A 13,979-nucleotide genomic window follows, 5' to 3' on the forward strand; every position below is an offset into this window, starting at 1 on the left:
ACGGCGCCGGCGACGGTGACGGAGTCCTTGCAGGAACGAACTGTCGGCGGGGAGCGTTAGCGTCAGGGTCCCCACTCCAGCCGAGAGGTCTCCTGCGTGAGCTTCGTCCCCGTCACCGGCGCCGCCACCTTCTTGTCCGGCGAGCCGCCACGCGACGGGGTCGTGGAGTTCCGCGACGACCGGCGCACCGTCAGCCTGCCCGTGCGGGCGGCCCTGCCGGTGCTGACCAAGGCGCAGGCCGGCGACCAGACCCACCCGAGCGTGCGGCTGCTCGCCGGGGCCGCGCTGCTCGGCATGCGGCTGGTGGCGGCCGGCAAGTTCCAGCCCGATCCGGAGCAGGGGCGCTGGCGGCCGGTCGGGCTGGGGTCCGACGACGAGGAACGCATCTCCCGGCTCGGTGTCTCCCTCGCGTACGGCGAGCTCGACGCCGCCGGGGCCGAGGGCATCGCCCGCCGGATGATCGACGCGGTGGTCGACGCGATGCCGCGCAGCGCCCCGCACGCCCGGTCGACCGAGCGGGCCCGGCTGGTCCAGCGCGCCGAACCCCTCGGCGACTACGCCAACCGTCTCCAGGCCCGGCTCGCCAAGCACCGCACCGCGGTGCCCGACAACCGGCCCCAGCTGGTCAGCCTCTCGCTGCGCGTCGAGGCCGCCGACGAGGAGCTGACGGCCGGCACGGTCCGGCTGGTGCTGCAGGTGCACGACGAGCGCAACCCGCTGCACGTCTCCGACGCCGGGGTGTTGTTCACCGAGTCCGGGCCCGATGCCAGCCACGGGTTCGGTGACCGGGCCCGCACCCACGCCAGCGTTGCCCTGCGGGCCGCGGCCGACGCGTGGCCGGTGCTGGAGCGGTTCCTCGAGCTGCGCGTGCCCGACCAGCTCACCCTCGACACCGACGAGCTGGTCAGCCTCCTCGACGACGGAGTCGGAGCCCTCGAGCAGCGCGGCATCAGTGTGCTGTGGCCCCGGAGCCTGGGCCGCGACCTCACCGCCACCGCCGTACTCGACCACAAGCGCGCGCCCGGCAAGCGCGAGGAGCCCTTGCAGACAGGGGTGTTCGGGGCCGACGCGCTGTTCTCGTTCGACTGGCAGATCGCGCTGCACGGCGAGCCGCTCAGCGAGGACGAGATGGCGCAGCTCGCGAAGGCAGCCAGCCCGATGCTCAAGCTGCGCGACAACTGGGTGATCGTCGACCCGCGCATCGCACGCAAGGCGAAGAAGCGACTGGTTCGCACCGTCAAGCCCGTGCAGGCGCTGGCGGCCGCACTGACCGGGGTCGCCGAGATCGAGGACATGCCCGAGCAGGTCATCGTCGGCGCCTCGCTGCTCAAGGTGCGCGAGCGGCTGGTCAACGCGGCGACCCGCGAGCCGGTCGAGATCCCGCCGGCGTTGCGAGCCGAGCTGCGCGACTATCAGAAGCACGGGCTGACCTGGCTCGCCGAGCTGACGTCGCTCGGCCTCGGCGCGTGCCTGGCCGACGACATGGGGCTCGGCAAGACCGTCACCCTGATCGCGCTGCACCTGCACCGTGGGTCCGGGCCCACGCTGGTCGTCTGCCCGGCCTCCCTGCTCGGCAACTGGGAGGCCGAGATCCGGCGCTTCGCCCCCGGTGTCGTCGTACGCCGCCACCACGGCGCCGGCCGCGACCTCGACGGCGTGACCGAAGGGTTCGTGCTGACCACCTACGGCACGATGCGCAACGACGCGGCCGCGCTCGACCAGGTCGGCTTCGACATGGTCGTGGCTGACGAGGCGCAGCACGTCAAGAACCCGCGATCGTCCACTGCCCAGGCCCTGCGTGCGGTCCGCAGCCGGGCGCGGGTGGCGCTGACCGGCACCCCGGTCGAGAACAACCTGACCGAGCTCTGGGCGATCCTCGACTGGGCGACGCCCGGCCTGCTCGGCAGCCGCAACGCGTTCCGCAAGGTGTGGGCCGCGCCGATCGAGGGTGGTGTCGACCCCGACAAGGCGCGCCAGTTCGCCGACCTGATCGGGCCGTTCCTCCTGCGCAGACGCAAGTCCGACCCGGGCATCGCGCCCGAGCTGCCAGCCAAGACCGAGACCGACCACCTGCTCGGCCTGACCCGAGAGCAGGTCGTGCTGTACGAGTCGTTCGTGCGCGACTGCATGGAGCGCATCGAGCGCGCCGACGAGGACGTTCGCCGCGGCCTGGTGCTCAAGATGCTCACGGGGCTCAAGCAGATCTGCAACCACCCGGCGCACTTCCTCAAGCAGGCCAACCCGCGGCTGGCCGGGCGCTCCGAGAAGCTCGATCTGCTCGACGAGGTGCTCGGCACCGTGCTCGCCGAGGACGGTGCCGTGCTCGTCTTCACCCAGTACGTCGCCATGGCGAGGCTGCTCGAGCGCCACCTCGTCACGGCCGGCGTACCCCACCAGTTCCTGCACGGCGGCACGACCGTCCGAGAGCGGGAAAGGATGGTTGCGCGGTTCCAGGCGGGTGAGATGCCGGTCTTCCTGCTGTCGCTGAAGGCCGGTGGCACCGGCCTCAACCTCACGCGCGCCGACCACGTCGTGCACATCGACCGCTGGTGGAACCCCGCCGTGGAGGACCAGGCGACCGACCGCGCCTACCGGATCGGCCAGACCAAGCCCGTGCAGGTGCACCGGCTCGTCACGCAGGGCACGATTGAGGACAAGATCGCCGAGCTGCTGACCCGCAAGCGCGCGCTGGCCGACTCCGTGCTCGCGCGCGGTGAGGCGGGGCTGACCGAGCTGTCCAACTCCGAGCTGCGTGACCTCGTGGAGCTGCGGCCGCAGGCCGAGTCGTCCCTGGTCGACACATGAGCGCGGTCACCCACCCCCGCTTCCGGCCGCGGTCGGGCGGGCGCGGGTCGACCTGGTGGAGCAAGGCCTGGGGGCGCACCATCGAGGAGTCGGCCTACTCCGTCGAGGACCTCCGCGCCGGCAAGGCACTCGCCAGACGCGCGGCGGTCGGGCACATCGTGGTCTCCGAAGGCCGGTTCGTGGCGCCGGTCGACGAGGGTGACGACACGTTCACGGTCGAGGGCGGGGTCGAACGGCTCGACGATGCGGCCACCGCGATGCTGGTCGACGTGGTCGCAGCCGGCGCCGGCCGCATCGCGAGCCTGATGGCGGGCGACCTGCCACACCCGTTCGTCGAGGCGGTCGAGGAGTCGGGCGTCGAGCTGCTGCCGTTCGCGGGCGAGCTGTCGTGGACCTGCTCGTGCTCGGCCTGGATGGACCCGTGCCGGCACGCGCTGGCCGTCGGCACCCAGGTCGGCTGGCTGGTGGCGGCCGACCCGTTCGTGCTGATCCTGCTGCGGGGTCTGGCGCGCGACGAGCTGCTGGCGCGGTTGCAGAGCCTGGGCTCGGCGGCCGACTCGGCCGAGCCCGGCGTGGCCGTCGACGACCTCGACACGGGCCTCGACGCCGCGCTGCGGGCGGCGCGGATCCTCGAGGTGTCCGAGGACCCCGACCGCGGGATCGACCACCTCGTCTGAGTGTTGAAGGGCAGTCAGGCGTTGCTCAGGGCCTGAGGACAGCACCGAGACCGCGAAGGCGAGGCTAATCGTCCCCAAGCTGGCGGATACCGGCCGCCTCAGAACCACTCCACAACGGCATGCCGACGGAGCCATACCCTTGAACAGGACTCACAGAGACCATATCGGGCCTCGACACGAGCGTCTCCGTGCGGTGGGACTGTCGCTAAACCCGGAAACACAGGATTCTTGAGTCGTCGTACGGGCGCTCGATTGTCAGCTGACCTCGGACCCAGGGTGGCAATCTAAAGCGAGACCCACTGTGCGGGGCGTTGCGTGGTCGCAACCTAGGCTGCGAGCGTTGGTCCGGGATTTCCTCCAGGGTCGTGCGGATCGGAGGTTTGCGGTGTCTGTTGTTCTGCATCCGGATGTGGCTGTTGCGGTGAGGGCGTCTGATCTATTCGGTGCGGAGCAGTTGGCCATGGAGTCGGAGCCCGACAATGTCGACTACGGTGCCGTGGTTTCCGTCACCGGCGAGACGCGGTTTCGCGTAGGCAAGCTCACGCCGCGGAAGGTGGGATTGTTCGTCACGGTGTGGCGGCGTGCTGCTGATGGTTCGACCGAGCCGTTGTCGGCCGGGGACGGTGCGCGATCGTTGGTGATCACCGTTCGAGAGGGCGACGGTTTCGGGTTGTTCGTTTTTCCGAAGAGTGCGCTCGTGGAGCACGGGATCGTTTCGGTTGACGGGGTGGGTGGGAAGCGCGGGTTTCGCGTGTACCCGCCGTGGTCATCGACGGCGAACTCGCAAGCGAAGCGGTCTCAGTGGTGGCAATGCGAGTTCTTCCTCGACCTGAATGGCGGGGAAATCGACGCGGAAAGGGCACGCCGCCTCTTTGAGGCGGTCTAGTTGATTTCAGCACGTTGGAAAGCGGAGTCGTTCCGGTTCTCGATACCTTCATAGCGGCTGGAACGACCGCGCCCACCCCTTCGTCTGGACCAAGACCGCCGAACAGATCATTTCGTGCTGATCCTCTTGCGGGGCCTGGCGCGCGACGACCTGCTGGCTCGGCTCCAGGCGCTGGGCTCACCCGCGGATCCCGAGACGGGCGGGGCGGTCGACGACCTCGACACCGGCCTCGACGCGGCGCTGCGGGCGGCCCGGATCCTCGAGGTGTCCGACGACCCCGATCGGGCGATCGATCACCTGGTCTGAGGCTCGACGCCCAGGGCGGCGAGGGCCATCGTCGGCAGCAGTTCGCGCATGGCCTCCTCGGGCAGCAGCCCGCTGTGCGGGGTCGAGTTGATCAGCCCGAACACCACGTGCGCCATCGCGCGGGCCCGGTCGAGCGGCATGCCGGGGTGCAGTTTGCGCAGCTGCGCGGCCCACAGGTCGACGTACTCCCGCTGGAGCGACCGCACCTCCTCCCGTGCGTCGTCGGGCAGTGACTCCCAGTCGCGGTCCTGGACGATGATCAGCGGCTTGTGGCGCAGCGCGAAGTCGGTGTGCCAGTCGACGAGCGCACGCAGAGAGTCACCCGGGCCGTGGTTGCCGACCCGCTCGCTGCCCACCCGCAGCAGCTCCTTGGAGATCGACACCAGCATCTCCGCGAGTACGGCGTCCTTGGAGGCGAAGTGCTTGTAGATCGCCGGCCCGGAGATCCCGCAGGCCGCACCCAGGTCGGCGATGGAGACGCCGTGGAAGCCCCGCGCCGCGAACAGGTCGGCGGCGGTGTCGAGGATCTGCTCGCGGCGGCTGCTCACCCGCTCAGGTTAGCGGTCACTAACCGGGCTTCGCGGGGTAGTCCGGGGCAAAATGCACCTCGGGTGGCCGGTGGAGGTATGAATTGCCCCGGACTACCTCCCCGGCGGATGGCGGTTCAGGTTAACGAACGCTAACCTTGCGGACATGGCGGATGGTCTGAGGGAGCTCGTCGACGAGCTGCGCGAGAAGCTGGCGGTCGCCCGTCAGGGTGGCTCCGAGAGTGCACGCAAGAAGCACACCGACCGCGGCAAGCTGCTGGTGCGCGACCGGGTCGACCGGCTGCTCGACCCGGGCAGCCCGTTCCTCGAGCTGAGCCCGCTCGCGGCGTACGGCATGTACGGCCGCGACGAGGGCGACGCCAACGCCGTGCCGAGCGCCAGCATCGTCACGGGCATCGGCCGGGTGAACGGCCGCGAGTGCATGGTGATCGCCAACGACGCGACGGTGAAGGGCGGCACCTACTACCCGATCACCGTCAAGAAGCACCTGCGCGCGCAGACCATCGCGTCCGACAACTTCCTGCCGTGCATCGCGCTGGTCGACTCGGGTGGTGCGTTCCTGCCGATGCAGGACGACGTCTTCCCCGACCGCGAGCACTTCGGCCGGATCTTCTACAACCAGGCCAACCTGTCGGCGCGCGGCATCCCGCAGATCGCCAGCGTGATGGGGTCCTGCACCGCCGGCGGCGCCTACGTGCCGGCGATGTCCGACGAGACCGTCATCGTCAAGAACCAGGGCACGATCTTCCTTGGCGGCCCGCCGTTGGTGAAGGCCGCGACCGGTGAGGTCGTCACCGCCGAGGAGCTCGGCGGCGGTGACGTGCACGCCCGCACCTCCGGCGTCGTCGACCACCTGGCCGACGACGACGCGCACGCGCTCGACATCGTGCGTGGCATCGTCGACACGCTGCCGCGGCACGGCTCTCGCTACGAGGGCTACGTCGCTCCCGACGTGGCCGACGTCGAGGAGCCACTCGAGGACCCCGCCACCCTCTACGACGTCATCCCTGCCGACACCCGCACGCCGTACGACGTGCGCGAGGTTATCCGCCGCATCGTCGACGGCAGCAGCCTGCACGAGTTCAAGAAGCTGTACGGCGAGACGCTGGTCTGCGGCTTCGCGCGCATCCACGGCCACCAGGTCGGCATCATCGCCAACAATGGCATCCTGTTCAGCGAGTCGGCGCTCAAGGGCGCGCACTTCATCGAGCTGTGCAACCAGCGCGGCATCCCGCTGCTGTTCCTGCAGAACATCACCGGCTTCATGGTCGGCCGCGAGTACGAGAACCGCGGCATCGCGCGCGACGGCGCCAAGCTCGTCACGGCGGTGGCGTGCAGCGTCGTACCCAAGTTCACCGTTGTCATCGGCGGCTCGTTCGGCGCCGGCAACTACGGCATGTGCGGTCGGGCCTACGACCCGCGGTTCCTGTGGATGTGGCCTAACGCGCGCATCTCCGTGATGGGTGGGGAGCAGGCCGCGTCCGTGCTCGCAACCGTGCGCCGCGACGGCATCGAGCGCTCCGGCGAGCAGTGGAGCGCCGAGGACGAGGAGGCGTTCAAGGCGCCGATCCGCGACACCTACGAGCACCAGGGCTCGCCGTACTACTCGACGGCCCGCCTCTGGGACGACGGCATCATCGACCCGGCCGACACCCGCCGCGTCGTCGGCATGGGGCTGGCGGTCGCCGCCAACTCCCCGATCCCGGCGCCGTCGTACGGCGTCTTCCGGATGTGAGCTCACCCCATGACGTTCATCGCTCCCCCGCTTCGCTCCTCCACGAACAACGCCACGGGGACCCCGAGCCTTCAGGGAAAGGTCTGCTCGTCATGAAATCGCTCCTGGTCGCCAACCGTGGAGAGATCGCCCTGCGCGTCTTCCGCACCGCGCAGCGGATGAGCATCCACACCATCGCGATCCACACCGACCTCGACGCCGGGGCGCCGCACGTCGTCGCCGCCGACCTCGCGATGCGGGTCGACAGCTACCTCGACATCGACGCCGTCGTTGCCGCCGCGCGAGAGAGCGGCGCCGACGCGGTGCACCCGGGCTACGGTTTCCTCTCCGAGCGGGCGGCCTTCGCGCGTGCGCTCGAGACGGCTGGCATCAAGCTCGTCGGCCCGTCGTCCGAGGTGATGGACAAGATGGGCCGCAAGGACGCCGCCCGCGAGATCGCGCTGGCGGCCGGGGTGCCGGTCGTGCCGGCGTACTCCCTCGACGACGACCCGTCGACGTTCGCCTACCCGGTCCTGGTCAAGGCAGCGGCCGGCGGTGGTGGCAAGGGCATGCGCATCGTGCGCGCGGCCGCCGACTTCGTCGAGTCGATGGCGTCGGCCAAGCGTGAGGCCAGCTCGGCGTTCGGCGACGACACGATCCTGGTCGAGAAATACGTGCAGAGCGGCCGCCACATCGAGGTCCAGGTGATGGCCGACGGGCACGGCAACGTCGTCCACCTCTTCGAACGCGACTGCTCCACCCAGCGCCGGCACCAGAAGGTGCTCGAGGAGGCCCCCGCGCCCACGATCACCGACGCGCAGCGCCAGCAGGTGACCTCGTCCGCCGTCGCCCTGGCCCGCGAGGTCGGCTACGAGAACGCCGGCACCGTGGAGTTCCTGCTCGATGCCGATACGGGCGAGACGTACTTCCTGGAGATGAACACCCGCCTCCAGGTCGAGCACCCCGTCACCGAGATGGTGACTGGCCTCGACCTCGTCGAGCTCCAGCTGCGGGTGGCCGACGGCGAGCCGCTGCCGGTCAGCCAGGACGACGTACGCCTCGATGGGCACGCCATCGAGGCCCGGGTCTATGCGGAGGACTCCTTCGGCGGGTTCCTGCCGCAGGCCGGGGCGACGAGCATCGTGAGATGGCCTTCCGGCAAGGGAGTGCGCGTCGACCATGCGCTCGAGTCCAACCAGGTCGTGAGTACGGCGTACGACCCGATGCTGGGCAAGGTCATCGCCCACGGGCCCGACCGCGAGAGTGCCCGGCAGGCACTGGTCGCAGCCCTCGACGACACCTCCATCCTCGGGCTCACGACCAACGCCGGCTTCCTGCGGGCGCTGGTGGCGAGCGACGAGTTCCGCGACGCCGCGATTGATACGGCCTGGCTCGACCGGGTCGACATCGGCACCGACGTGCCCGCGCCAGGCGACGACCTGCCCCGACTGCTGGTCTCCTGGGTCTCGGCGATGATCACCTCGATGGACAGGGGCCATGCGTTCCAGGCCGACGGCTTCCGGCTCGGCGGCCCGCCCGCGCCGACCCTGGTCGAGCTCGACCGTCCCGTGGTCGTCGACCGCGCGGCCGGCACCGTCGACGGCGTGCCCGTTCGGCAGCTCTCCGCCGACAACCACGTGCTCGACGCGATCGTCGACGGACGCCGCGTGCGCGCGGTGGTCAACGTGCAGCCGCACGTCATGGAGGTGGCCTGGGAGGGCCAGCGCCACGTCTTCGTCCGGCCCGACCGCCTCGCCGACACGGTCGAGGTCGGCGACGGGTCGATCACCGCCCCGATGCCCGGCACCGTGCTCGACGTCCGGGTCACGGTCGGCCAGGAGGTCGCCGAGGGCGACGTACTCGGTGCGATGGAGGCGATGAAGATGGAGCTGACCCTCAAGGCGCCGTTCGCCGGCACGATCAGCGAGGTCGACGCCGTCGTGGGCCAGCAGGTCTCGCTCGGCGCCACGCTCTTCGTCGTCGAAGAAGTGGAAGGTGTCGACCAATGAGCCTCCCGACGCGCGTCACGATCTACGAGGTCGGCCCGCGCGACGGCCTCCAGAACGAGAAGACCGTCGTCCCGGCCGGCGTGAAGGTGGAGTTCATCCGCAGGCTGGTCGCGGCCGGGCTGCCGATCGTCGAGGCCACCAGCTTCGTGCACCCGAAGTGGGTCCCGCAGCTCGCCGACGCCGCCGAGGTGATGACGACCCTGGGTGACGAGGGCCGCGACCTGCCGGTGCTCGTGCCCAACGAGCGCGGCCTCGACCGTGCGCTCGAGCTCGGCCTGAAGCACATCGCCATCTTCGGCTCCGCGACCGAGACCTTCGCGCAGAAGAACCTCAACCGCAGCCTCGACGAGCAGTTCGCGATGTTCGAGCCGACCGTACGGCGCGCCCGCGAGGCCGGTCTCGACGTGCGCGCCTACGTCTCCATGTGCTTCGGCGACCCGTGGGAGGGCGACGTACCCGTCGAGCAGGTCGTCTCCGTCGGCAAGCGCCTCTTCGACCTCGGCGCCGGCCAGCTCAGCCTCGGCGACACCATCGGCGTCGGCACGGCCGGTCACGTCAAGCAGCTCATCGGTGCGTTCGGCGAGGCCGGCATGGGCACCGACCAGCTCGCGATGCACTTCCACGACACCTACGGCCAGGCCCTCGCCAACGCCTACTCCGCGCTGCAGGAGGGCATCACCACCTTCGACGCCAGCGCCGGCGGGCTCGGCGGCTGCCCCTACGCCAAGAGCGCCACCGGCAACCTCGCCACCGAGGACCTCGTCTGGATGCTCACCGGCCTCGGCATCGAGCATGGGGTCGACCTCGACGCCGTCGTCGCCACCAGCGCGTGGATGGCGGGCCACCTCGGCCGGCCGAGCCCGTCGGCCGTCGTACGCGCGCTCACCTCCCCCGCTGGTTGAGGTGCGAGCGCAGCGAGGATCCGACCTCCTAGACTCACGCGCATGAGCCGGGCCGTCTATCTGCACGTCGGAGCGCCGAAGACGGGCACGACGTACCTCCAGGACCGGCTGATGCTCAACGCCGAATCGCTGGCCGCGCACGGGGTGACGATCCCGACCAAGAACCGCTTCGTCGACGCCGACCTGTTCCACTTCCGGGCCGCGCTTGACCTGCTCGGCCAGGACTGGGGCGGCGACCCCGGGCACGCCGACGGCAGCTGGGACTCGATGGTGCGTCGGGTACGACGCGCGCCGGGCGCCGCGATCATCAGCCACGAGATCCTCGGCGCTGCGAAGCCCGACAAGATCGCGAAGGCGATGAACGACTTCGCCGGCTGTGAGGTGCACGTCGTCTACTCCGCGCGTGACCTTGGCCGCCAGCTGCCGGCTGCCTGGCAGGAGTCGATCAAGCAGGGTCGCAAGTGGACGTTCCGGCGTTTCCTCAACAAGGTCGAGCGCGGCGAGACGTGGTTCCAGAAGGCCCTCGACCTGCCGACCGTGCTCAACAACTGGAGCGTGAAGCTGCCGCCCGAGCGCGTGCACGTCGTCACCGTGCCGCACGACCGCGGCCAGGACGAGCTGTGGCAGCGGTTCGCCGAGGCATTCTCGATCGACCCCGCGTGGGCGCCCAAGGACAGCGAGCGTGCCAATCGTTCGCTCGGCATCGCCGAGACGCAGCTGATCCGCCGGCTCAACCGTCGCCTCGAGCTGTCGGTTCGCCGCGAGCAGACCTACGACGCGCTGATCCGCGAGCTGCTGGCCCAGCGTGAGCTGGTGAGCCGCGAGTCCGTGCCGGTGCGGCTGCCGCCCTCGCGCTTCGAGTGGGCCGACCAGCAGGCCGACCTCTGGATCGACTGGGTCAAGGGCAGCGGCGTGCACGTCGTCGGGGACGTCGACGACCTCCGCCCGCGCCGCCCACCCGAGGGCACCCAGTGGCGCGACCCCGACCGGGTCGGCGCCAAGCTCCAGCTCGACGCAGCACTCGACGCCCTGAGCGTGATGACCCGCGAGGCCGCCGCGCGACCCGACCCCGAGCGTGCGCTGGGCTACCGGATCCGCGAGAACAGCAAGCGCTTGCGGCGCCGATGAGCCAGACCGACCAGACCGGGAGCACCGGCCTCGACCGGGCCTGGGGCTGGGTCGAGCACCTGCGCGCTGGCGGCACCACCGGCTGGCGCGATTGGCGTACGACGACGGCGCCGAACTCTGGGCACGGCCGCGTCGTACCCGGAGCCCAACAGCTGGAGCTGCTCCGCCGGGTCAACGCCGTCGCGCGCCCGGCCCCAGGGCTGGCCGAACGCATCCTCGGCGCCAGCGCGCCCGGCCGCGGGCGACCCGACCTCGAGCTGGTGGGAGCCGCAGAGGAGTCGCCGTTCGGAGCCCGACCCGTCGACCCGGGTGACCTCGGCGACCACGAGCTGCTGCGCGTCGCGGCCCACCTCATCGCCGAGGACGTCGCCGCTGCGGGCGTCCCGACCGACCGCGAGCCGGCCATGCCGAGGCCGTGGCGCAAGCGCTACCGGCTGGTGGGCGACCCGCTGCTGAGCGATCCGGTACGGCGCCACCTCATCGCCCGCGGCCACCCTCCGCGTCCCAAGGGCGACATCATCGTGGTCGGCGCCGATCTCGGCCAGATGCTCTCCGACGCCTGGACCGCCCGCTGCTTCGGGCAGGGTGCGATGCCGTGGCCCGACTTCGTCGACACCTGGCGCCAGCGGCGCCGGCTGCCTCCGCGCATCGACCTGCCGCGCCTCGCCGCGACCTGGGCCGAGCGCCGCGGCGCCGACCGGGTGCACATCGTGCTCGAGCCGGCCGCCCTGCGCGGGCGCGTCGGCGTACGCCGTCTCCCGAGGCCGGAGACCCGGTCGGCCGACGCCGCCGAGCTGGCCAGGCGGGTGGCCGCGATGCTCGGGCTGATGGTGACCCCGCCGGTGCGGGGTGAGCTGATGATGGGCACGTTCTGGCCGCGCCTCGCCGACGCGCCCGGGCGACCGGCCGGCGTACCCGCTGAGCTGCACGGGTGGCTGACCACCCGCGCGACGGCGATGGCCACGGAGCTGCGTCGCGCTGGATACCCTGTGCACGGCGACCTGGAGGCACTCGTGCCCTCGCTGGTCAAGGAGCCTTCGCTGCCGACCACCGGCGGCGCGCTCGAGCTGGCGGTCCGGACGCTGCTGGGTGCTGGCGCCGAGACGGCCACAAGAGACGCGGAAGGGGTGGCGCGGTGAGCAAGCGGGTGCTGGTGCACGTCGGCACTCCCAAGACCGGCACCTCGCACCTCCAGGACGTGCTGCACCGCAACCGTGAACGCCTCGCGACGCACGGCATCCTCTACCCGGCTGAGCGCTTCGACGAGCACTTCCTGGCTGCGCTCGACCTGATGAAGCTGACCTGGGGCGGCCTCGAGCTCCAGGCCGTCGGCGCCTGGGACCGCTTGGCCGCCGACGTCCGCGCCTGGCCCGGCACCTCGGTCGTCAGCCACGAGATCCTCGCGACCGCGTCGCGCACCCAGGTCGACCGGGCGCTCACCTCGCTGGGAGCTGATGACGGCGCCGAGATACACCTGATCCTGTCCGTGCGCGATCTCGTCCGGCAGATCCCGGCCGAGTGGCAGGAGAACGTCAAGCACCGCAGCGTCATCACCTACGAGCGCTTCCTCGAGGTCATCACCGACCCCGAGCGCGACAGCCGCATCGGCACGTGGTTCTGGGGTGTCCAGGAGATCCCCGACATCATCAACCGCTGGGGCGCGGCGATCCCGCCCGACCGCATCCACCTCGTCACCGTGCCCGCTCCGGGTGCGCCGCGCGACGAGCTGTGGCGCCGGTTCAGCCTCGCCTTCGGCCTCGACGGGCTCGACCTCGACCTGACACCCGAGCGCGCCAACCCCTCCCTCGGCGTGCCCGAGACCGCGCTCGTACGCCGCATCAACCGCAAGATCATCAAGGTCGTCGACCCCGGTGACTACCGCCCGCTGGTGCGCGAGCTGCTCGCCCACCAGACGCTGTCGAGCCGTGGTCGCTCGTCCCGGCTGGCGCTGCCGCCGCACCTGCACACCTGGGCGCAGGAGGTCTCGCAGCGCTGGGTCGACGACATCGAGAAGCAGGGGTACGACGTCATCGGCGATGTCGCCGACCTGATCGGACCGCCGCCGCCCACGTCGTACGCCGACCCCGACCACCCCGACGAGGGTGAGGTGGCGTCGGCCGCGCTCGACTCGATCAAGGCGCTGCTCGTCGAGACCACCCGGCTGCGGCGCGTCGAGGAGGACCTCCATCGCGAGCTGTCCGACACCCGCTCACAGCTCGAGCGGGCCTATCTGCGGCCGACGTACAGGATGCGCGAGAAGCTCGTACGACGCCTCGAGACCGGACGCGTCGGGCGGATCGGGCTCGGCGCCTACCGCCGGTTGCGCGGCAGGAGCTCGCGCTCGGCGTAGCGGCCGATGCGCCAGGTGGCGAAGCCGTCGGCGCCTGCGCCGACCAGTCCGCCGACGACGGGCACGCGGCGGCCGATCGTGGTCGCCAGCTTCTTGCCCGCCACCCGGGCGATCAGGTCGGAGGCGACGACGGCAGCGATGACCGTGTCGAGGTGCGGGTCGTGGGCCGGCGCGGTGGCCAGCGCCATCGGCGGGGCCGGCAGCTTCTTCTTCTTCACCATCTCGGCGACCTGCTCGTCGCCGAGGAGGCAGGCGAGGATCGCATTGCGGACCTTGGGGTCGTCGAGGTCGTAGCCGCGCAGGTGTGCGATGCCGGCGATCATCCGGCACTGCACAAGCGCCAGGCCGGAGATGTTCGCCGGGATCGTCAGGGTCGCGGTGACCAGCCCGCCGATGTTGGTCACGAAGCCCTGGGCGCCGGCGTACCGGACGTGGTTCTCGATCACTTCGTGGATGGCCCGGTCGACGTTGCCCTTCTGCTCGGCCAGCTGCTTGTCGGCCGCCTTGGCGGCGGGCGGGAGCGGTCCGATGCCGGCGATTGCGCGCGACAGCGCCTCGCGGACGAAGCCGGTGGTCAGCCCCGGAGCCAGCTCGGTGATCCGAGGGGCCAGGCTCTTGCCGATGTTCGAGGAGACACCCATGCCGCCAGCCTAC

The 13,979-nt window shown here is 70.9% G+C and carries 12 protein-coding genes; 10 read left to right on the forward strand and 2 right to left on the reverse strand.

Annotation, left to right across the window (positions count from 1 at the left end; all coding sequences use genetic code 11):
- Nucleotides 1-96 precede the first annotated feature (96 nt).
- The 4 genes from H4Q84_RS14300 to H4Q84_RS14315 all read left to right on the forward strand — a co-directional run bounded on the left by H4Q84_RS14300 (nucleotide 97) and on the right by H4Q84_RS14315 (nucleotide 4,674).
- A complete protein-coding gene (locus tag H4Q84_RS14300) occupies nucleotides 97-2,805 on the forward strand; it encodes a DEAD/DEAH box helicase (RefSeq protein ID WP_248579763.1) in 2,709 nt (902 codons plus the stop codon).
- Entirely contained in the window at nucleotides 2,802-3,482 is a 681-nt protein-coding gene (locus H4Q84_RS14305; RefSeq protein WP_248579764.1) for an SWIM zinc finger family protein, read from the forward strand. Before H4Q84_RS14300 ends, H4Q84_RS14305 begins: the two co-directional genes overlap by 4 nt.
- 460 nt (nucleotides 3,483-3,942) lie before the next feature.
- Nucleotides 3,943-4,368 carry a MepB family protein gene (locus H4Q84_RS14310; RefSeq protein WP_248579765.1) on the forward strand — a complete coding sequence of 142 codons (426 nt, stop codon included), beginning with the start codon at nucleotides 3,943-3,945 and terminating at the stop codon, nucleotides 4,366-4,368.
- A gap of 114 nt (nucleotides 4,369-4,482) precedes the next feature.
- Complete coding sequence (locus H4Q84_RS14315) at nucleotides 4,483-4,674, forward strand: hypothetical protein (RefSeq protein ID WP_248579766.1); 192 nt, start codon at nucleotides 4,483-4,485, stop codon at nucleotides 4,672-4,674.
- Here H4Q84_RS14315 and H4Q84_RS14320 read toward each other — a convergent pair.
- Nucleotides 4,662-5,222 carry a TetR/AcrR family transcriptional regulator gene (locus tag H4Q84_RS14320; RefSeq protein ID WP_248579767.1) on the reverse strand — a complete coding sequence of 187 codons (561 nt, stop codon included), beginning with the start codon at nucleotides 5,220-5,222 and terminating at the stop codon, nucleotides 4,662-4,664. The two genes, H4Q84_RS14315 and H4Q84_RS14320, sit on opposite strands and share 13 nt — an antisense overlap.
- Nucleotides 5,223-5,367: 145 nt before the next feature.
- Here H4Q84_RS14320 and H4Q84_RS14325 point away from each other — a divergent pair, with 145 nt between their 5' ends.
- The 6 genes from H4Q84_RS14325 (at nucleotide 5,368) to H4Q84_RS14350 (ending at nucleotide 13,325) form a co-directional block, all read left to right on the forward strand.
- Complete coding sequence (locus H4Q84_RS14325; protein ID WP_248579768.1) at nucleotides 5,368-6,957, forward strand: carboxyl transferase domain-containing protein; 1,590 nt, start codon at nucleotides 5,368-5,370, stop codon at nucleotides 6,955-6,957.
- Between the two features lie 92 nt (nucleotides 6,958-7,049).
- Nucleotides 7,050-8,945, forward strand: a complete 1,896-nt coding sequence (locus H4Q84_RS14330) for a biotin carboxylase N-terminal domain-containing protein (protein ID WP_248579769.1) — start codon at nucleotides 7,050-7,052, stop codon at nucleotides 8,943-8,945.
- A complete protein-coding gene (locus tag H4Q84_RS14335; RefSeq protein ID WP_248579770.1) occupies nucleotides 8,942-9,847 on the forward strand; it encodes a hydroxymethylglutaryl-CoA lyase in 906 nt (301 codons plus the stop codon). Before H4Q84_RS14330 ends, H4Q84_RS14335 begins: the two co-directional genes overlap by 4 nt.
- Nucleotides 9,848-9,889: 42 nt before the next feature.
- Complete coding sequence (locus H4Q84_RS14340) at nucleotides 9,890-10,975, forward strand: hypothetical protein (RefSeq protein WP_248579771.1); 1,086 nt, start codon at nucleotides 9,890-9,892, stop codon at nucleotides 10,973-10,975.
- The gene (locus tag H4Q84_RS14345; RefSeq protein ID WP_248579772.1) at nucleotides 10,972-12,114 is read left to right on the forward strand and encodes a hypothetical protein; all 1,143 of its coding nucleotides are present in this window, start codon (nucleotides 10,972-10,974) and stop codon (nucleotides 12,112-12,114) included. Before H4Q84_RS14340 ends, H4Q84_RS14345 begins: the two co-directional genes overlap by 4 nt.
- Complete coding sequence (locus tag H4Q84_RS14350) at nucleotides 12,111-13,325, forward strand: hypothetical protein (protein WP_248579773.1); 1,215 nt, start codon at nucleotides 12,111-12,113, stop codon at nucleotides 13,323-13,325. Before H4Q84_RS14345 ends, H4Q84_RS14350 begins: the two co-directional genes overlap by 4 nt.
- Here the strand turns inward: H4Q84_RS14350 and H4Q84_RS14355 are convergent.
- Entirely contained in the window at nucleotides 13,286-13,966 is a 681-nt protein-coding gene (locus H4Q84_RS14355; RefSeq protein ID WP_248579774.1) for an EcsC family protein, read from the reverse strand. The genes H4Q84_RS14350 and H4Q84_RS14355 overlap by 40 nt on opposite strands.
- Between the last annotated feature and the right edge of the window lie 13 nt (nucleotides 13,967-13,979).

This window comes from Nocardioides sp. InS609-2, from assembly GCF_023208195.1.
Taxonomy (GTDB): Bacteria; Actinomycetota; Actinomycetes; order Propionibacteriales; family Nocardioidaceae; genus Nocardioides.

Excerpts from the sequence above, each read along its gene's own strand:
- H4Q84_RS14340 (WP_248579771.1), top strand. The coding sequence starts at position 9,890 with ATGAGCCGGGCCGTCTATCTGCACGTCGGAGCGCCGAAGACGGGCACG.
- H4Q84_RS14325 (WP_248579768.1), top strand. The coding sequence starts at position 5,368 with ATGGCGGATGGTCTGAGGGAGCTCGTCGACGAGCTGCGCGAGAAGCTG.
- H4Q84_RS14335 (WP_248579770.1), top strand. The coding sequence starts at position 8,942 with ATGAGCCTCCCGACGCGCGTCACGATCTACGAGGTCGGCCCGCGCGAC.
- H4Q84_RS14345 (WP_248579772.1), top strand. The coding sequence starts at position 10,972 with ATGAGCCAGACCGACCAGACCGGGAGCACCGGCCTCGACCGGGCCTGG.
- H4Q84_RS14305 (WP_248579764.1), top strand. The coding sequence starts at position 2,802 with ATGAGCGCGGTCACCCACCCCCGCTTCCGGCCGCGGTCGGGCGGGCGC.
- H4Q84_RS14355 (WP_248579774.1), bottom strand. The coding sequence starts at position 13,966 with ATGGGTGTCTCCTCGAACATCGGCAAGAGCCTGGCCCCTCGGATCACC.
- H4Q84_RS14330 (WP_248579769.1), top strand. The coding sequence starts at position 7,050 with ATGAAATCGCTCCTGGTCGCCAACCGTGGAGAGATCGCCCTGCGCGTC.
- H4Q84_RS14310 (WP_248579765.1), top strand. The coding sequence starts at position 3,943 with ATGGAGTCGGAGCCCGACAATGTCGACTACGGTGCCGTGGTTTCCGTC.